This window comes from Bacterioplanoides sp. SCSIO 12839, from assembly GCF_024397975.1.
Lineage (GTDB): Bacteria > Pseudomonadota > Gammaproteobacteria > Pseudomonadales > Oceanobacteraceae > Bacterioplanoides.
In genome coordinates this window covers 2,780,548-2,799,840 of sequence record NZ_CP073745.1, presented here as the reverse complement: position 1 = coordinate 2,799,840, position 19,293 = coordinate 2,780,548, and the positions used below count along the sequence as shown (strand labels likewise).

The window sequence follows — 19,293 nt, the reverse complement described above, 5'->3', positions numbered from 1 at the left end:
TTTTTCGGGCTGACTCCAAAGGAGTCGGCCCATTTGTTTTTTTAAAGGCAGTTAATTTATGGTTCCTGTAATTGCGCTGGTTGGCCGACCGAATGTAGGAAAATCAACGTTATTTAATCGTTTGACCAAAACCCGCGATGCCCTGGTGGCTGAAATTGCAGGCCTGACCCGTGACCGTAAATATGGCGAAGGTAAAGTGGGTGATCGTCCCTTTATTGTCATCGATACCGGTGGTATCAGTGGTCAGGAAGAAGGCATCGATGAAGCGATGGCGAGCCAGAGTTTTCAGGCCATGCAGGAAGCGGACATCGTTTTCTTTATGGTCGATGCCAACGCCGGTATTACCGCCGGTGACCGTATGATTTCTGAATATCTGCGCCGTAATAACAAAGAAGCGTATCTGGTTGTTAACAAAATCGATGGCCGTAACCCGGATCTGGTTCTGGGTGAATTCTATGAATTAGCCATGGGCGAGCCGTTGGCCATTGCTGCAGCGCATAACCGTGGCATCAGTGCATTAATTGATTATGTACTGGATGAGCTGCCGGAAGAAAAAGAGAAAAAGGCAGCGGAATTGGCTGCGGCTCAGAATCGTGAATTGGAATACATTTACGAAGAAGAGGAAGACGAAAAAGAACAGGAAGTTCAGTACGAAGCGTTAAATGTTAAAGGCGTTAAAATTGCGGTTGTTGGTCGCCCGAATGTGGGCAAATCAACACTGGTGAATCGCTTCTTAGGTGAAGAGCGGGTGGTGGTATACGATCAGGCTGGTACCACCCGAGACAGCGTTTATATTCCTTACGAGCGTCACGGCCAGGATTACACCCTGATTGATACGGCGGGTGTTCGTCGTCGTAAAAATATTCACGAAGCGGCTGAAAAATTCTCGATTATTAAAACCCTGCAGGCCATTCAGGACTGCCACGTGTGTATTCTGGTACTGGATGCACGTGACGGCATTGTTGAACAAGACCTGCATATGCTGAGCTTTGTTTTAAACTCAGGTCGTGCGCTGGTGATTGCCATCAATAAATGGGATGGTATGGATGCTTATGACAAACAGCGGGTTAAAGACGAAATTGACCGCCGTTTTGACTTCTTAACGTTTGCTGAAATGCACTTTATTTCAGCATTACATGGCACCGGTGTGGGTCATTTATACGACTCGGTAGATCAGGCGTATCGTTCGGCCATGGCCAAATGGCAAACCAATATGCTGACCCGGATTATGGAAGATGCCGTCTCCAGCCATCAACCACCTATGATCCGCAGCCGTCGTCCTAAATTACGTTACGCTCACCAGGGTGGCTCAAACCCACCGCGTATTATTGTGCATGGCAATATGGTGGAAGACTTACCGGAAGATTATAAGCGCTATCTGGCCAATACCTTCCGTCGGGTGCTGGATATTCGTGGTACTCCTATTCGTTTTGAATTCCGTCAGGGTTCTAACCCATTCTCGGATAAAGAAAAAGAAGTGCAGCACCGCAGTAAGCGCCGTCGGGACTCTGTGGTTAAAACGGCGTCTATTCGTAAGGCTAAACACGATAAAATGCGTAAGCAGCGTAAAAAATCCGGGCGTTAATCGCGTCTTCAGAATACATCGCACGATTTAAAGTTTGTGTGCGGGCAATAAAAAAGCTGACATCGGTATTCGATGCCAGCTTTTTTTGTTTTAAGAAGGCTCAAAAAATATTACCACTTAGCATAATGATCTTCGCTGAATCCCCATTCGCCATCCAGTGTGATGACTTCATTGGGTAGGTGTATTTCACCGTAATACTGGCCAAAATGCTGAGTGAAATTAGATGCAGCAACCAAGGCATTCATTTTTTCTTTGCGTTGCCCTTTAGGCTCAAAGTGCAGCTGAATAATGCCATCGTTAGAGCGCATGGCCCAGGCATGTTTCGGTTGATAGCGATCAAACTGGAAGTCGACCATGTCGACTTTGATGAGTTTACCATCCAGCCATAAGGCATTTTCACTGGTGCCGGTTTCATTCACACCGGCGGCGAGATTGAACCCTAAGCGCCTGCCGTCGGGTAAGGTGCAGGATAAACTGCCCCAGTTCCAGAAGGTTTCGCGACGCATAAAACCGCAGCTCCAATCGACAGAAGCCAGCGCTTTAATACGCTCAAGGTCGTACGTTTTATTTTTCCAGCTCACCTGGCCGTTACAGACCAACGCATTACTTTTTTGGGTGAAAACCCAGCCCTGATATCCGGCCCGGCTACAAACCGCCAATGGGTTATATGACGTGCTTTCATCAATGGTTGCGTCAATGGTTAAGCCGCTGGTTAACGATACACTGACCTTCCTGACGCCTGGACGGGCTGTTGCTTTAAATGAAACGCGGTTATCACCTTTGCGAAAGGTGGCCTCTCCGTCGTTCGGGAAGGGTTCAATGCGGGTATTGAGTGCCAACGGCTGAATAAAGGAGAACTCTTCAAACTGCTGCGTATCCGGCTCATACAAATAGATAAAACAATTGCTCGCAATTTTCAGGTCAACAATGGCGATGCCAACAATCAGCTCAGGGCTGATCAGGCCAATAAACTGAAACTGATTAAATTTAAATCGTTTGGATAAATTGCTTAACTTGCGATCCATCGGCGTGCGCAGGTCAAAGTCCATGTAATTAATTTGTTCAATGCTATCGGGAAACACACCATAACTGGGTTGCCCGCTGGCATTAATCAGCAAGGGTTTAGCGGCCATAAAGAAGTCCTGAATCCATGAGTGAGATTGTTGTTATTTGTTGCCATTGTCTGTTGCTACCAGACAATGGTCAATCACGGAAAGGATAAAGTGGTTACTGGAACGCGGTTCGCAAAGCGGCCAGTGTATCCTGGTCTGCTTTGAAGCGCATTTTCAGATACATGCCCTGAGCGGTGTAATTGGCTGAAGAGAAGTCATCATCAACAAAACCAGCGAAGTTATAACCAACACCTAACCAGACGTTGGTTTTTGGAATCCAGCCAACTGAAAGTCCGTAGCCTTGCTCGGTCTGATCGGAGTCATAACCGTGAAGGCGGCGAGCGTGAGCGCCTACATCCCAGGTGCTGTTAATGTGATGACGCCATTCCGCTGCCATAAAGTCGATGGTGGAGTTGTAGTCTTCGCTGTTGTACTGATCGAGTACGCGCTTGATGCCATATTGCGCGGCTAACTGATCCTGCTTAGTGATCAGCCAGTTGCCATGAACGTTATTGATCAAGCGACGACTGCGGGTTGGAGTGCCGGTACCGCCATCGGCTTCTTGTATCCAACGCGTCTGCAGTAACAAGGCGTAAGGGTCTTTGCGTGGGCGAATAGCCAGATCAAAACGTGCATCCAGCTGATTACTGTAGGATTCACGATTGTCTTCGGTGAAATAATCCAGACTACCACCGGTTGCCAGCGCTTCGCTGAGTGGGTGATACACACTGGAACGTAATACCCATTTATCGTTATCAGTACCGTCGCGGTATTCTACCCGATTATTCCACTGCCATTTTTCGGTACGGTAAGCCGTGCCACCGTATACAGCGTAAAAATCTTCGCTGTTCTGGCCCACTTCGGTTGGAGCATTGCTTTCGAGGTTTTTGGCCTGATCGAAACCGGCACTGATGCTCCATTCATCAGTGATATTAAAGTCCTGGCTCAGGCCCGATACGCTGAATAAACGATACGCATCGTCTTGCTCAACTTGTTCTATCGACTGCTGCACTTTACCACCGGCCCACGGTGTTGCACGCATGCCCATGACTGTGCGTTGTGGTGCATCTTTTTCAAAACCAAACTCGTGCTCAGCGAAGATACTGTAATCATTGTTAATGCGGTAATCGGCACCTAAACGTAATTGGTCTGCGGCGTCACTGCGTTTGGAAATACGTGCCAGCAGTTGTGCATTTAATGTCAGGCGATCATTCATAAAGCGGTTACTGAAGCCAGCCGTTAACTGGTCGCTGTAGAGGTTTTCACCTTCATTTTCTTCTGATGAAGTTAATGCACCTAATGAGAACTGTTGATCGCTGTTAAGGCGGTGAACCCAGTCTAATTGGGTCTGATAACGATCATCGCCGTTACTCAGGCGGTAATGATGGAAGCTTTCTAATGTCAGTCGGTTTTTATCTGACATATACCAGGTGCCTTCAACACCGGTCTTGCGTTGATCAGTTTCACCGGCAGAGGTTTGGTCGATACCAAAATGTTCTTCCTGACGACGAATATACGCTTTGGCTTCGATCGTATCAGTACGCTGGGTAATTTCTAATAAATGCGCTTTGCCTTCTTCATTATTACCTTCAACGATTTTTTCACTGCGGGCAATTTCGGCGGTGATTTCCGTGTTTTCATTTTTCCAGGTGAAGTCTGTTCCCTGTAATTCGCGGTCATCACCGGCCTGGTTTTGTACAACCGCTGTAACACCGGCTTTCAGATTATCATCCAGCAGCTTAACACCGACCCGGCCACCGGCTACATGGCCCAGTTCTCCGCCGGTATCGACATCGTATTCCGCGATAATGAATTGCGGGTTAAAGCTGTCATCGGTACTGAGAATCGGCTCTTTGAAATAAATCGTACCGTCCTGATAATCGATTACATAGTCGGTATCGCGTTGTAACTCACGGTGAGAAATAATAATTTCACTGCGGAAGCGGTCACGTACTTCGAGCTGAATTTTTTCGCTGTTGATCACGATCAGGCGGTTCGATAAACGGTACAAGCCTGAAGTGCCATCACCCTGAATTTCATCACGGGCAAAGCCATTATCGGTTTCGGCAACAAAGGCAGAAAACTCGGTTTTTTCACCCTGATAGGCACTCTGAATACCCGTCATCTGACGGCTGTAGCGGGCCAGTTCGGTGACGGTTAATTCAGTATTAATATCACCGAATACCGTATAAAAACGACCACGCTCAATTTTCACATACAGTTTTTTCGCCGAGCTGGCATCCAGGCGTTGCTGACTGGCATCACCGTACAGGGTGTAATAACGGTTTGGTTCAATGGTACGAGCAAAGGCTTCTGCTTCGGGTTTACCGGAGTCATAAGCGGCCGTCATTAACCATTCGCCATAAATCTGGCCCTGAGCGAAGAAAGCTAAACGGCCATCATGGTAAATCTTGTCATCAACGTCAGCGGAATCCAGGCCAGCGTCGTTACCACCACTGGCGTTGTAGCCAACGGTTAAATCACCTAAACCGACCAGAATCCATTCACGTTGAGGTGCTTTCAGCCAGATGCGCAGTTCATCTTCCTGACCATTGTTATGACGGAAGCGTAATACGGCTTCACCGGATACACTGGTTGGTGCCAGCTGAATCATGGCCACACCATCGGCACCAACGCGATAGCGGGTCGCACCAATTGGCCCCAGCGGGTTAGCTTCAATGCCTAAGGATTCATCGTATAACTGATAAGGTGCCAATACTTCGATATCACCCTGGACATCGGTACGGATCGGGAAGCCTTCTTTATCCGTTAATTTCACCGCAATGGTCGGTGGCGTCAGACCATCTGCAACCGCATTGCTCAGTTCTTCAACGAGTTCTGCTTTTGCCGGTTCCTGGGAATACTGTACCGTGCGTTTAAATTCACTGACGATGTCACCCTGTTCATCAATGATGAACACATTAAAGTGGTTCGCACCCGGTTCAATATCCACACCACGCCACAGGCTGACAGACAGATCTCGCTGATTGCCTTTCACATTGCCATCAAAATTAAGCGCACTTACGGGCTTATCATTTAACAGCAATTTAACCCGATGATTTTTTTCATGTGAAATAGCAATTTTCACCGAGCCAATGGTTGGGCTGCGATCCAATGGCGGCCACAACCATTGTGGTTCGTCAGCGGCGGTTTTAAACCACTCATCATCAAATTCAGGAATCAGCGGTTCAATAGGTAGCGCAGCCGGGTTACCGGATGCCGTTGCCGGTAACTCGCTGAGGAATCCGGCGATATCAGCTTCAATGGCAGCGATCTGGAACTCAGGTGTGCCAGCGTTTAATTGGATATCCGGTTCACCGGAAAGAATTTTAACTTCGACACGACGGTTTAATGCACGACCCTGACGGGATGCATTTGAAGCAACCGGCTGGGTTGCGCCTTTACCACTGAAAATAACCTGCTGTTGTTGAATGCCCAATTGCTCTGCAACATATGTCGCAACCGATTGAGCACGCGCTTCTGATAATTGCTGGTTGTCGGCATAAATATGGCGGTTACGACGAGCAATTGGTGTGCTATCCGTATGACCGACCACCTCAACTTTCAGATTACGTAAACCATTGAGGCGATTAACCACAGATTTCAGATTGACCTTATCCTGATCCGTTAATTGCGCAGAAAAGTTGGCAAACTTAGGAGGCTTAATTGGCTTAATAATGCCGCCTTCGGGCAATAACTGCAGTTGTGCCGTGGTGGATACCGGTTTGATCTGCTGAGCGGATTTATTTTTAACGTTAAAACGTGCCACCGCTCTTGCTTCTAATGAACCACTTTTGGCTTTATCACTGATCACCGCTGTGAAGCTTAATTGATGCTGCCAGTCGGCCGGTTTGTCACCGAGGTTATAGATTAATGTGCCATAACGGATGTTTGGATCTTCCCAGGGAATATTATCCAGAGTGGTACTGCCGGGTTCATAAATCACGCCTTCTGGTAACGCAATCATTTCACTCAGGTTGAAAACTTCCAGGCCCGTCCCATCAATATCCAGTGTGTATTGGATTTTTTCATTGATCGGCGAGTTGTAAGGCAGTTGCCCGTTAGGTAAGGCTGCCATTGGCAATAATTGTTGTGACAGGCGCTGACGAACTTCACCTTTTTTCGGTTCTTTAACTTTTAATGCAAAATCGACACGCCAGAAAGAGCCCGGCTGCACATCGACAAATTGGGAGTATGAACGCCCGGCATGGAAGCCTTGTTCATCACAGGCAACCACTTCCATATACGGTGGAATGGTTGCGGTATCTAACTGAACTACGTGAGTACCCGGGCGAACATCTTCAATGTGCCATTCACCGGAATCATCTGTCACCACATAGGTGCCATCTTCCATATACAGTCGTACATTCGGTACGGCTTCGGCATCTAAATTACCCTGACAGTCGTCCAGATAAACACGACCAAATAGTCGTGCTGTATCTTTAAAGAAATCATCACGAACCAATACGGTCGACTTCGCCACATTACTGGTGATTTTATCGTCGGTTAACCAGGCGGTGTTGACCAGTTCGTTTTTCGCCTGAGTCGTCACCTGAACAACATACGTCAGTGTTGCTGTATCTTCCTCAGCGATATTCCCCAAAGCAAAATTTAATAACGTACCATCACTCTCAATCGTTGGGTCAGCCAGTTTTTGATCGTTTAACCGGGCAGACCCTGCCTGATAACGCAAACCGGCTGGCAGTTGGTCGGTAAGTAATGCATCTGATATTTCGACTTCGCTGTTAATCACCGTAATGGTGTATTGCATAAAGTCGCCCAGGCCTACTTCATTTTTACTGGCACGTTTAGTAACCAATGCACCACCTTTACGAATATCCACCGGGATATCCGCAATAAATACATTTTGTTCGACGGTGAAAGGTTCACCCCGGGAAATTTTGGTGACCCGGAAAGGGTTATCATCTTGTGATCTGATGGCGGCCAGCTTGTCGTCACTCAGGTTAGAAGGAACCCGCAGTTCTTCAGCCGCTTCAAATTGCAACTGGTAATTGCCTGGCTTAACGTAAGGGAAGCGGAACGCTCCGGCGGGTACCTGAGTATTCTCGGCAAAAGCACTAAAAGATGCCGCCGATAGTGTTCTCGGACATGAAGGCTCTCCTTCAATGGCATCAACCGGTCCCTGGCCACTGACAAAGGCATTTTGATAACAGCTACTGCCATCATCATCCAACACTTTTAGCTGAGCCGGTTGTCCGGTGGTGGTATCAATCAGTGTGACTTTAACGCCATCAATCGCTTCGCCGGTCTGTGAATTAAAAATACGGCTGAATGGGTCGAAGCGAGCCTGCGTTGAAGCAGTATCAGTATTGTCATTAATATCGACATAACTCACTTCCAGGCGATCATTACGATCAAGCGTTAATGCACAATCATAGCTAACCGGGTTGGTTAAACGGGTTTGTAACACACCAACAAATACGCCGGTGCTATCGCCGGTTTCAACCAAACGAATGGTTTCCTGATCATTGCCTTTGGTATTACTGACGGTAACGGTGACTTCATCACGACGTACCGGGTTCAGGTTTTTATCGGCTTCTGTCACCTGGATAAACAGAGGCTCGCCAACTTTAAAACCAAACTGGGTGTTGGCCAGTGCATAATTACCCGGCAAATTATGCTGGGTGCCAATTAATTCGGTAAAACTGGTTTGATCAACAAAGGTATCGGCAGCTGGACTGGTTGCACAGGCACTGCCATTAACTGAGGTGGGGGTGCCACCGGAATTTCCCGGATTAAAGTGTTTGACTTCAATTTCTGCTGCTGATGGTGCAACGGGGCCGGGGTTAACATTTTCTGTTACCAGAGAAACAGAAGCTGTTTTTTCACCCGCTAATCCGGAAACGCTATAGGTTGCCCGAACGGTATTGGTGATTTCGGTATTGACCGGAGTGATGGCCGATACCGAAACAGAACCTGCCACCGCGCACGCGCAGGCAAAAGCCCGCAGCGATGTCGCTACGGTCTTATGAATACGGGTGAACGGGGCAGTTAATAACATGGGATATCGGTTACTTAATTTCTACGCGGTAAACAATAAAGTTGGTTTCTTTATCGGCTGCGTTTGCACCGCCATTTAAAGTACCCAGATTAACCACTACTTCAGTCGCTGTAGTTGAGCTGCTATCAGCACCTGTTACCGCTGTTGTACCTGGCTTAGTTGGATCTGATGAATCCGGTACTAATACCTTAACGCTGGCTGTATCCAGAGTGGTTTCTGCAGGAACAGTGTCACGCACGATAACGTCGGTTGCATTTGAAGAACCGGTATTGCTGACTTTGATTACGTATTCAACAACAGCGCCCGGGATTGCCTTAGCATCGGAGGACACGCCATTAAATGGATCAGAAATAACGGTCGCAGTTTTAGTGAAGTTACCATTACCATCACCGGCGTTACCGCCATTGTTGAGGTCAGGGAAGCTGGCAACCATACCATCAACAATGATTTCTTCAGCATTGTTACCGGTATCAGCAAAAACAAATGCAAGATCACCAACAGAATCATTACTACTCGCTGGTACGGCTACCTTGCTTGTCGTGTAAGTAATAACATTGTTAGCCGCGATGCTGGCAACCTGACGTGTCACATCCGTTGCTTCTACAGTCAGTTGTGTACCAAAGACATCACCATCAACACCCGCTACACGATCTTGTTTCGCAACAATATAAATGCGCTTGGTTGCATCTTTAGCGACTTCAACAGAGGCCGGGTTTTTACTATCTGCACTTGACAGGCCATCCGGTGATGCACTGGATTCAACAAAAATATCAAAACCTGTGGCAACATCTTTGGTATCGGTCGGGCCACTTGACGTTGTGCCGTCAAGGTCGGTACCGGTTGAAGTATTAATTGCTGCCAAGCTGAAAAATGTTGGTGCGTTACCTGTGTTTGCAAGGTCAATAACACCAACTAAATAGTAGTTATCGTCATCAACTGACGGGGTGTTGTCCAGGTCGAACAGTGTTGTTGATGGGTTGAGTGAGGCATTTACGCGGCTTAAATCAAAGTCAACTTTTACATCAACCAACACATTCTCAAAGGCATCCACCGAGGTTTGGGCCTGGCCGTTAACCTTATAGTCCAATGTCGCATTATTGGTGATAATACGACCACCATCGGTAGCGTTGTTATCTGCCGGAGCTGCATAGGCTCCTGCTGCAAGACCAAATGCACCGAAGACTACCGGTGCGACCATACTTCTTAGTTTCATCGTTATTGTCTCCTAGGAGTTAGTTCACACGCACTTGGAATTCCACTGAACCGCTTGCCAGTGGCGCGACTGCGTTTGGCAGCGTCCAGCGGATGTGGGTGATATCTTCAGCGCGAGCTTTTGTTGTCAGACCGTCTCTTTCAACAGTCAATTCAGCTGAGCGGGCAAAGTTTTTACCAGCATCAACGGAATAGGTGATTTCACTAGCAGCACCAGCGGCGCTGTTAGCGATATATTCGGTATTACCAGGAACCGGGTTGTTGATAACAATACCTGTGGCTTCAACAGAACCGGTGTTGGTGTAAGAAATCCGATAGCCAACTTTATCGCCCGGAACCACTTCTTCAGCGATAATCCATTGTTCGGATACAGTGCCGTCATCATTGGTTTGTGCAACAATTTTGTAGGCTTCTGTTTCCAGTGTGACTTGCCCTAAGGCGAAGGCAGGTAAACAGAGTAATGCTAATAATAATGCGCGCATGTTATTTCCTTATTTTATTTCTGCAGTTAATTTGATGGTAAATGTTGAGTCTTCGGTAATATTGCCAAGATCAACTGTTACCTGATTATTTTCGATATGACCGGCATCAACATCATCTTGCAAATCTGTCTGACCAACCCCGTTGATTGATAAACTTCCGCTGGTATAAGTCATGTCTGCAGGAATGCTATCAACAATAACCAGATTATTGACTGGCCCTTTGGAGGCATCCACCACCACGGTGATGTTATACGTCACTTTTGATCCCGGAATATTGGTTGTGCCACCAAAAGGATCGAGACTTTTATCGATGGCTTTAGTAATGGTTACAAGTTCTGCTGTATCGCCTACCTGAAAGCGCGCGGTACGGGTTTGGCTTGGGCTCTCGCCAACGATGGCATCGGTTGTATCGGTTCCTTGTCCGGCCAGTAATGTGCCCGGGTCAGCTGTAGCGGCAACCACGCCATCTTTTTCAGTGGCAGATGAGACCGTTAAGGTGATGGTCGAAATGTCATCTTTCTGGGCAGAAATCGGAATGTCGGCTTTAATAATCAACCCCAAGACTTCGTCACGAACCAGAGAAATACTGTCGCCGTTATTCAGCGTGTTTTCGTCGACATCGATTACACCATTATTGTTGGCATCGATGACGATTGAAATATTTTCCAGTGGACTATCACTGTTTACATAATCCACTTTAAATATTTCGGTGCCGTTGCCGGTGTTCTGCACACTGTAAGGCAGTGTTTGATTGGTATCGCCATTCTCAACCAGACGAGTTGTTTCACTCAGGTTAAGGCTCAGCGCAACGTCAATCACTTCTTGAACCTGAATGGTTGACGTGGCCGATACCGTATTATCATTTTCACTGTAGGTTAGTGTGGCGGTATTGATGATATCGATACCCGCCGAGGTTTTTGCCTGAGTCGATAATGACAAAAACACCAGCATGAATAATGTGTAAATCGTGATAAGGCTCTTCATTACTACTGAACCCTCACTTTATATTGGAAGGAAAATTCCGGTTCGCTGGATAATGACGAATCAGCTGATCGGAGAAGGCCTTTAGGCATGAAGCGAATATGTGTCACATTACTATCGTAACCATGGGCATCCGGAGACGGTTGATAAGTAAAGCTCGCCCCCTGATTATTTGAGAACGCAACATCATCATTAGCCGCTTGTAGGGACTGATAATTAAACGTTAAACCACTTTCATCCGGTGATGAGCCATCAATAAATTTAACCGGACCTGTTGCATCAAAATTGCCAACGAACAATGGGGAGTCTGCCGGAATCTCTTCATCAATAATAATGGTATCCGCATCAGGACTGCCTGTTCCTGTATTGCTAACCAATAATTGATAAACCACTTCTGCTCCCGGAATGGCTTTAGGATAGCTGGTGCCATTAATTGGATCGTTTAATACGAAGGATGATTTTGCCAGAGTAATGTTGGGGAATAATTGACGAATCTCAAGCGTTTGTTGCAGTTGGTGTTCAACCGTATTTTCTATCCCTTCTTTTGCCGTAACCTGAAATTTCCAGTTACCCTGGTTGGTGACGGATGCCGGAATACTGTAAGCGTATTCAAAGGTTTTTTGTGCGACGCCGGAGTCATTAGCAATGCTCATGGCAGAAGAAGCGACGATTTCTTCATCCGCGCTGTCTTTAATAACAAGATTAGCCGAGGTGATATCAAAGCTACCAAAAGGATCGGTTACTTCAGCATTCACGAATACGGTTTGATCTAAATTGCTTCGGGTAATTGGTTGACGAGTGTTATCACTATAGGCTTTATCAAAAAACAGAATATTCTCGATATTGATGACATTCACTACCGGCAAAATCACCTGCGAAGTATTCAGGTCATTTTTAAAGAACAGAAAAACCAGATCGTTCTGATTATTGTTTTGTGGGATATCAATCAAATCCTGAGAAATTACCAAGCGTAAAGACTCACCCGCAGCCACGGTTAAATCGGCTTGTGTTGGCGTGTTAATGGTGTAAGGGAGGTGATATTCGTAGACCACCACGTCGTTGTTTCTTGGGAATACACGACCACGTGTTGCTGAAGCAATAACAGTACCGTCGCTTTTTTCAAGGCGCAGGGATAACTCATGGTTACGACGAATTTGCCCAAGAGAACCCTGACGATTTTGTTTGTGCTGAGCTTCCAGTTTAACAACAACACCACCGGCAGTTGGTGATAACAGCAAATCCTGTTGCAACACCGGGGTGATATTCCACTGATATTCAACATCCTGAGTCATTGATAATTCACCTAAAGACGTTGAATCAACCGGCAATTGGCGTGACATCAGGTTATCAAGATATAAATAAAGCGGTTTATTTCCGGCTTCAGTAACCGCAAAGGGGGCTGCAACGGTTAAAGTCGATGAACTGATGGATTGTTGGCTGTTATCCGGCAGTTTAATCGTCGCAGTATTTTCTACCAGAGTGCCTGCAGCAACGTTATCCCGCAGAACAATGTCGACCACAACAACCGCTTGAGAGTTAGCAGCCAGATTAATATTAGATACGGTGAAATCCGGGAAAAGGTTGTCGTTAGAGCGGATGCTGCCGGCTGGGCGGCTGACAACCGCGATTTCACGGTACAAATCAGGGAAAGTATCTTCCATTGATAAGTTATTAATAGCTTTACCGGCCGCTTCACGGATAGTAAAGGTGTAACGCAATACATCACCTGGCTCAACATTACCGCCATTCAGATCGACAACCGTTTTTTGCGACTGGCTCAGGTCGAAATCATTAATAGTAATGGTGGCCGTTGCCGAGTTGTTAGACGGTATATTATCAAACTGAGCATTGGAGACGGATAAACTGACGGCATTGTTTCCTGCAGGTGTCGTTGCACTGGTGTTTAATGTAATTTGCAGCGCAGTGCTTTGCTGGCCATCCATAATCACCGGGGAATAGATACAGACAACATCGTTACCAGATGTATTGCATTGCCAGTCAGCTCCTGTAAATGAGCCGAGGCTGGTGCCCGGTAATAATGGGAAACGTACTTCGGTATTATTCTGGCTGTTATTAGGGCCGTCGTTTCTGACACTCAGGTTTATTGTTGCCTGACTGTTTTTAAATGCGCTACTGCCGGAAATGTTGGCGAAAGAAAGATCGGCTACTGCTGTATTCGGGATACTGATGATTTCAGCTGACAACAAAACAAGGTCGCCGCCAGATGAGTAGGTTGTGCTGACAGAAGTTGCACCGGCAGAAATATAGGGGCCGATTTCATACACATCAATATCTACACCACTGGTATTTCTGGCAAACCCTGACTGAGTATTTTTCGATACAGAGTTGAATTGGTTATTAACCGGATTGTCGCTGCCATGAGATAAGGTGTTGCTGTTAAAAATCAATTCTTCAGTAAACACACCGAGGTTACTAGAGTTGGCTTGGTCACCTTCCCAGGTGATGTGTGCGTGCTTGCCGCCATTCGCTGGGTTACCAATCACAAAGTTATTCGGGGTTAATGTGATGCTCTGGCCGCGGAAACTTTGAAAGCCATCAAATACGTTAATAACACGAAGCGGTTCGGAGGCATTTTCATAAACAACCACCAGTGCCCAACCACCGTAGGCAGCTTTTCTCGTGCAGTACGCACCTGTACCATCAAAGCTCAAACCACTGACCGTGTAATTGGCGCTCACTGAATTAGATACCAGTGCGGTGACGTCTGCTTTGGCACTGAAAAAATCGAAGGAGTCACTCCCTGCTGTGAAATTCTCGGTATAGGTTACGGTTGCGCTTACGGCTGTTCCTGCAAAGACGACACTGTTGTCAACAGAGCTACCGGAACCAGACCAGTAAAGAGAGGCTTTTTGGATGGTACTGTTGGCAGGCAACTCTAACCTTGCTGACGAGCTATTCAGTACAGAGCACTCATCCGTTGCGTTTCTTAAACTGTTGCCCGTGGTTTCGAATGACATATTCCCAGCAAAGCTTTCACGCAGGTTGATAGCTTCCAGAGCATGATTAGACATCGGAAAGATCAAAATCAGGCACGCAACAACGCCCTGAGTGCTCCGCTTGGTCAGCGTGAGCACAACAAGCCATATGTTGTTGTTTATGATTCTGAAAATCGTCATTCAAATACTTTCCTGAACGATGGTTTTGTTTTAGCCGTTTGTTATAAAAATGTTGTATTTTGTTATATGCGATACTAAGTAGAAGGGCTGATGCAGTCAATTTGCTGTCAGTTGTATTTGTTGTTTTGGAATCAGCGCTAAGTACTTGATTTTGACGTGATATTAGAAATTAGTTCAAAAATTCAGCATAAAAACAGCGTTTAAAGAGGATTGGCTCAATAAGCCAAAGGAATGAGGTGAATCTGAAGTCAAACACGCTCCTAAAGTGACCAAATTTGTCACCTGGGGTGTTCAGATTTGTCAGTAAAAAAAGATGTTAAATTCTGTAAAAAAGTGATTCTTTTGTAACTGAGTGAAGGGAAGTGCTCGTCTTTTGACTTTTTGCGATGTTAGAAACGACGAAAATGTGACTTTGTAGATTGAGAGTGCAAATAAAGGTAACCGATTTATTTTGCACTGGGAAGGATGCAGATACAAAAACAGCGGCCGAAGCCGCTGTTAATTTTAAACCTTCGTTTGCTTAGAAAGCATACTTGGTTGTGAAGTGAACACGAGTCATGTCACCTTCTGCATCGGTATCCAGTTTATGAGTAGCCTGGCTCAGCTCTACACCATAAGTCAGTTTCTTGACTGGAGAATACATCAGGTTCACACGAACACTGCTGGATGATTCTGTGTCACCAACGTTGTCAACGTCGTAGTCAGCATCCAGCATGGAGTAGGCAATGGTGCTGCGTACTTTATCGTTCCAGAAATGACGGTAACCAATAAAGGCTGCAGTAACGTCTGTCGCTTCCAGGTCTCCATCAGATAAAACAGCATCACGGGCAGCAGACAAGCCAACATAGCGGCCGATAGCACCCTTATTCACTGCAAATTTCAGGTCGTCCTGGCCAAGCTGAATCTTACCAGAAATGCTGATACCGAAGCCCAGTGTAGACTCATCAACTTCTTCATCGGCAGGAGTTGATGCATCATCGGCTGTGTAGGTAGCAAGCTGACGGCCGATAGCAGCAATAGTGAAAGCATGCTTGCCTGATTTCAGGTTGTAACGTGCTACAACATCAGGAATGGTGCTGTCGTCGTTTACGCCTGGAGTAGTTGTTTCCGGATTCTCTAACGAGAATTGGAAATCACCCATTGTGTAACGAATCTGTGGTTGACGGTTGAATACAGTACCGTCACTCACGCCCAGGAAATCAGCTGTCTCAGGCAGGGCACCAACATTCATAAAGGTTGACCAGGTCTGACCAAAGGTCCAGTTACCGGTTTTGATGAATGCATGGCGTAAGCGTGGGTTATATGAGTTTGAAACAACCTCATTACCACCAGGAGCCAACATGAAATCCAGTTCCACGAAGGTCGAAATTTTGTGGCCATTTTCCAGATCTGTCACAGTCTTGAAGTTAAAACGTGACGTTTTGGCGTGCATATCAAAGTTAGTGACCGAATCGCCATTGACACCATCCGGGCTGGTTGGAATGGTTGAAGGTACATAAAAGTCACGACCGGCACTGCCAGCAGCAATCTCACCTTCAGAATATTCACTAACCATTGCATCCAGCTTGACGTAACCGCCATAGGAAAACTCGGTATTTGCTGCGTTAACAGCCATAGGCAGGGCAGCCGCCATCAGAAGAATAGGGGTCTTGCGCATGTTCACTCTCCGTTATCATTGTTGTGCATCACCACTATGGTGCACATACTCCGCTTGGTGAAATTAGCCAAAAGTCGCAACGTAACAGTGCTTCAGTAGAAGTACTTACTCACTCCAGTTAATCTCCTGATAAGCAGAATAGACCATTGTCTAATGTTGGGATGGTTAAGGCATGACCAATATGAACAACAACAAAAATAACAGCGTGTCCGGACGGCTTGTATCGGACACGACACTCTAATCAGATAGGGAGCGACGCATGAGCGACCAAAAAGTCTACCCGGTAAAACCTGAATTTGCTGATTCGGCCTGGATTAATAATGAGAAATACCAGCAGATGTACCAGCAGTCCGTCATCAACCCAGAGGGTTTTTGGCGCGAGCAGGCCGAACAGCGCATCGACTGGATGAAGCCTTTCACCAAAGTTCGTAACGTTTCGTTTGATGATCACAATGTTGATATTCGTTGGTTTGAAGATGGCACTCTGAATGCTTCAGTTAACTGCCTGGACCGTCACTTAGAAGAACGTGGTGATCAAACCGCGATTATCTGGGAAGGTGATGAGCCGGATCAGCATAAGCACATCAGCTATAAAGAGTTACACGAGCAGGTTTGTCGCTTCGCTAATGCTTTGCGTGGTCAAGGCGTACAGCGTGGTGATGTCGTATGCATTTATATGCCAATGATTCCTGAAGCCGCTGTGGCTATGTTGGCTTGTACCCGTATTGGTGCGATTCATTCTGTTGTATTTGGTGGTTTCTCCCCGGATGCGCTGGCTGGCCGGATTGAAGACAGTAATGCCAAGATTGTGATCACCTCTGATGAAGGTGTGCGTGGTGGCCGTGCGGTTCCGTTGAAAGCGAATGTTGATGAAGCGTTAACGAACCCAGCAATTGGTAGCCTGGAAAAAGTCATTGTCGTTAAGCGCACGGGTGCTGATGTTGCCTGGCATCCTGCTCGTGATGTCTGGTACGAAGACCTGATTGCCATTTCTTCACCAAATTGTCCGGCGGAAGAGATGGGTGCCGAAGACCCTCTGTTTATTTTGTACACCTCGGGCTCAACCGGCAAACCCAAAGGTGTGGTACACACCACGGGCGGTTACATGGTATGGGCATCGATAACGCATCAGTATGTGTTTGATTACCATGATGGCGATGTATATTGGTGCACTGCGGATGTGGGTTGGATTACCGGACACACTTATCTGTTATATGGACCGTTGGCCAATGGTGGTATTACCCTGATGTGTGAAGGGGTACCTAATTATCCGTCTATTAATCGAGTGTCTCAGATTATTGATAAACACCAGGTCAATATTCTTTATACCGCACCAACGGCCATTCGTTCTTTGATGGCAGAAGGTGCTGCGGCCATTGAAGAAACCCATCGTGAGTCGCTGCGTTTGCTGGGATCAGTGGGTGAGCCGATTAACCCGGAAGCCTGGGAATGGTATTACCGCATGGTTGGTGAAGAGCGTTGCCCGGTGGTCGACACCTGGTGGCAAACCGAAACCGGCGGCATCATGATCACACCGTTACCGGGTGTGACGGATATGAAGCCAGGCTCTGCAACGCGTCCGTTCTTTGGTGTACAGCCTGCGCTGGTGGACAACTCAGGTATGCTGCTTGAGGGAGCCACCGACGGCAATCTGGTGATGATTGATAGCTGGCCTGGACAGTCACGTACTGTGTATGGCGATCACGAACGCTTTGTACAAACTTACTTCTCAACCTTCCGTGGTATGTATTTTACCGGCGATGGTGCGCGTCGTGACGAAGACGGTTATTACTGGATTACCGGACGTGTTGATGACGTGATTAATGTTTCTGGTCACCGGATGGGAACCGCCGAAGTCGAAAGCGCCTTAGTTGCCCACAGCAAAGTGGCAGAAGCTGCCGTGGTCGGTTATCCGCACGACATCAAAGGTCAGGGGATTTACGTGTATGTCACGCTCAATGCGGGAGAAGATCCATCGGAAGAACTCGCGAAAGAGCTGCGTAGCTGGGTACGCCAGGAAATTGGCCCGGTTGCCACGCCGGATCTGATTCAGATAACGCCAGGACTACCTAAAACCCGCTCCGGTAAAATTATGCGTCGTATTCTGCGTAAGATTGCAGCGAATGAGCACGATGCATTGGGTGACACCTCAACGCTGGCGGACCCGTCGGTAGTGGATATTCTGGTTGATAACCGTTTAAATCGTTGAGTGGATATTAATCTAAACGCTTTGAAAGCTACCCGATACAATGTCGGGTAGCTTTTTTGTTTTTGAAAATATTATTGAAAAAAGAGAAACACTGGTCGCTCTTTATGAAAAAAGTGCCAAAATAAAGAGAGCACGCTTGAGTAGTAAAGAGCAGGAGGGGAACTATGCAGCTCGCAAAAAAAATAATCATCGCTGATGATCACCCGTTATTCCGTACCGCTATGCAGCAGGCCGTGAAGCAGCTGGTGCCGGATGTCAGCATTGAGCAAGCCGAATCATTGCCAGAATTACAGCAACTGGTTGAGCATCACAAGGATGCTGACCTGATCTTGCTGGATTTACAAATGCCTGGCGCTCATGGCTATTCTGGGTTGGTGTATTTACGTTCCCATTACCCGGAGATTCCGGTTATTGTGGTTTCGGCGTGTGAAGAACCAGCAATTATGTGTCAGGCAATCGACCATGGTGCTTCGGGCTATATAGCCAAATCATCGCCGCTGGACTCGATTGCAGAAGCGATTGAACAGGTGCTGCAGGGTGATATCTATTTACCGGAAGCGGCCCGTCGTCATCAGCACCAACCGGACACGAAGGCACTGGATTTAGCGGAACGTTTAGCCAGCCTGACACCACAGCAATTCCGGGTGCTGACGATGATGACTGAGGGAATGCTGAATAAACAGATTGCTTATGATCTGGATGTGAGTGAAGCGACGATTAAAGCTCACGTAACCGCGATTTTCCGTAAGTTGGGAGTACGCACCCGAACTCAGGCTGTTATTGCGGTTCAAAGTCTGGATATCGAAAAACCGGATGTGCAGGTTGCTCAGGGCTGAGTTTGAGCGGCTCTGAATCATTTCTGGTTTTTACCGTTCCTGCCTTTAATTTTCACCGAT

At 46.9% G+C, this 19,293-nt stretch carries 10 protein-coding genes; 3 read left to right on the top strand and 7 right to left on the bottom strand.

The window, feature by feature from the left end:
* Window positions 1-58 precede the first annotated feature (58 nt).
* A complete protein-coding gene (der, locus tag KFF03_RS12830) occupies window positions 59-1,585 on the top strand; it encodes a ribosome biogenesis GTPase Der (RefSeq protein ID WP_255857320.1) in 1,527 nt (508 codons plus the stop codon).
* Window positions 1,586-1,695: 110 nt separating this feature from the next.
* On the opposite strand, the gene KFF03_RS12825 is transcribed toward der, so the two are convergent.
* The 7 genes from KFF03_RS12825 to KFF03_RS12795 all read right to left on the bottom strand — a co-directional run bounded on the left by KFF03_RS12825 (window position 1,696) and on the right by KFF03_RS12795 (window position 16,188).
* A complete protein-coding gene (locus KFF03_RS12825) occupies window positions 1,696-2,718 on the bottom strand; it encodes a DUF2804 domain-containing protein (protein WP_255857319.1) in 1,023 nt (340 codons plus the stop codon).
* A gap of 94 nt (window positions 2,719-2,812) precedes the next feature.
* Window positions 2,813-8,719, bottom strand: a complete 5,907-nt coding sequence (locus tag KFF03_RS12820; RefSeq protein WP_255857318.1) for an OmpA family protein — start codon at window positions 8,717-8,719, stop codon at window positions 2,813-2,815.
* Between the two features lie 10 nt (window positions 8,720-8,729).
* Window positions 8,730-9,932, bottom strand: coding sequence for a hypothetical protein (locus KFF03_RS12815; protein ID WP_255857317.1), 1,203 nt, complete (start codon window positions 9,930-9,932; stop codon window positions 8,730-8,732).
* 19 nt (window positions 9,933-9,951) lie between these two features.
* A complete protein-coding gene (locus tag KFF03_RS12810) occupies window positions 9,952-10,413 on the bottom strand; it encodes a hypothetical protein (protein ID WP_255857316.1) in 462 nt (153 codons plus the stop codon).
* A 9-nt stretch (window positions 10,414-10,422) separates the two neighbouring features.
* Window positions 10,423-11,397 (bottom strand): isopeptide-forming domain-containing fimbrial protein, encoded by a 975-nt coding sequence (locus KFF03_RS12805; protein WP_255857315.1) that lies wholly within the window; start codon window positions 11,395-11,397, stop codon window positions 10,423-10,425.
* 2 nt (window positions 11,398-11,399) lie between these two features.
* Window positions 11,400-14,426, bottom strand: a complete 3,027-nt coding sequence (locus KFF03_RS12800; protein ID WP_255857314.1) for a hypothetical protein — start codon at window positions 14,424-14,426, stop codon at window positions 11,400-11,402.
* A 625-nt stretch (window positions 14,427-15,051) separates the two neighbouring features.
* On the bottom strand, window positions 15,052-16,188 hold the full coding sequence (locus KFF03_RS12795) for a DcaP family trimeric outer membrane transporter (RefSeq protein ID WP_255857313.1): 1,137 nt from the start codon (window positions 16,186-16,188) through the stop codon (window positions 15,052-15,054).
* 259 nt (window positions 16,189-16,447) lie between these two features.
* On the opposite strand from KFF03_RS12795, the gene acs reads away from it, so the two are divergent.
* Together acs and KFF03_RS12785 are read left to right on the top strand one after the other, a co-directional pair.
* The gene (gene acs / locus KFF03_RS12790) at window positions 16,448-18,397 is read left to right on the top strand and encodes an acetate--CoA ligase (RefSeq protein ID WP_255857312.1); all 1,950 of its coding nucleotides are present in this window, start codon (window positions 16,448-16,450) and stop codon (window positions 18,395-18,397) included.
* A 164-nt stretch (window positions 18,398-18,561) separates the two neighbouring features.
* Window positions 18,562-19,233, top strand: coding sequence for a response regulator transcription factor (locus tag KFF03_RS12785; RefSeq protein WP_255857311.1), 672 nt, complete (start codon window positions 18,562-18,564; stop codon window positions 19,231-19,233).
* Window positions 19,234-19,293: the final 60 nt, after the last annotated feature.

Excerpts from the sequence above, each read along its gene's own strand:
- KFF03_RS12805 (WP_255857315.1), bottom strand. The coding sequence starts at position 11,397 with ATGAAGAGCCTTATCACGATTTACACATTATTCATGCTGGTGTTTTTG.
- KFF03_RS12825 (WP_255857319.1), bottom strand. The coding sequence starts at position 2,718 with ATGGCCGCTAAACCCTTGCTGATTAATGCCAGCGGGCAACCCAGTTAT.
- acs (WP_255857312.1), top strand. The coding sequence starts at position 16,448 with ATGAGCGACCAAAAAGTCTACCCGGTAAAACCTGAATTTGCTGATTCG.
- KFF03_RS12785 (WP_255857311.1), top strand. The coding sequence starts at position 18,562 with ATGCAGCTCGCAAAAAAAATAATCATCGCTGATGATCACCCGTTATTC.
- KFF03_RS12810 (WP_255857316.1), bottom strand. The coding sequence starts at position 10,413 with ATGCGCGCATTATTATTAGCATTACTCTGTTTACCTGCCTTCGCCTTA.
- der (WP_255857320.1), top strand. The coding sequence starts at position 59 with ATGGTTCCTGTAATTGCGCTGGTTGGCCGACCGAATGTAGGAAAATCA.
- KFF03_RS12795 (WP_255857313.1), bottom strand. The coding sequence starts at position 16,188 with ATGCGCAAGACCCCTATTCTTCTGATGGCGGCTGCCCTGCCTATGGCT.
- KFF03_RS12815 (WP_255857317.1), bottom strand. The coding sequence starts at position 9,932 with ATGAAACTAAGAAGTATGGTCGCACCGGTAGTCTTCGGTGCATTTGGT.
- KFF03_RS12800 (WP_255857314.1), bottom strand. The coding sequence starts at position 14,426 with ATGTCTAATCATGCTCTGGAAGCTATCAACCTGCGTGAAAGCTTTGCT.
- KFF03_RS12820 (WP_255857318.1), bottom strand. The coding sequence starts at position 8,719 with ATGTTATTAACTGCCCCGTTCACCCGTATTCATAAGACCGTAGCGACA.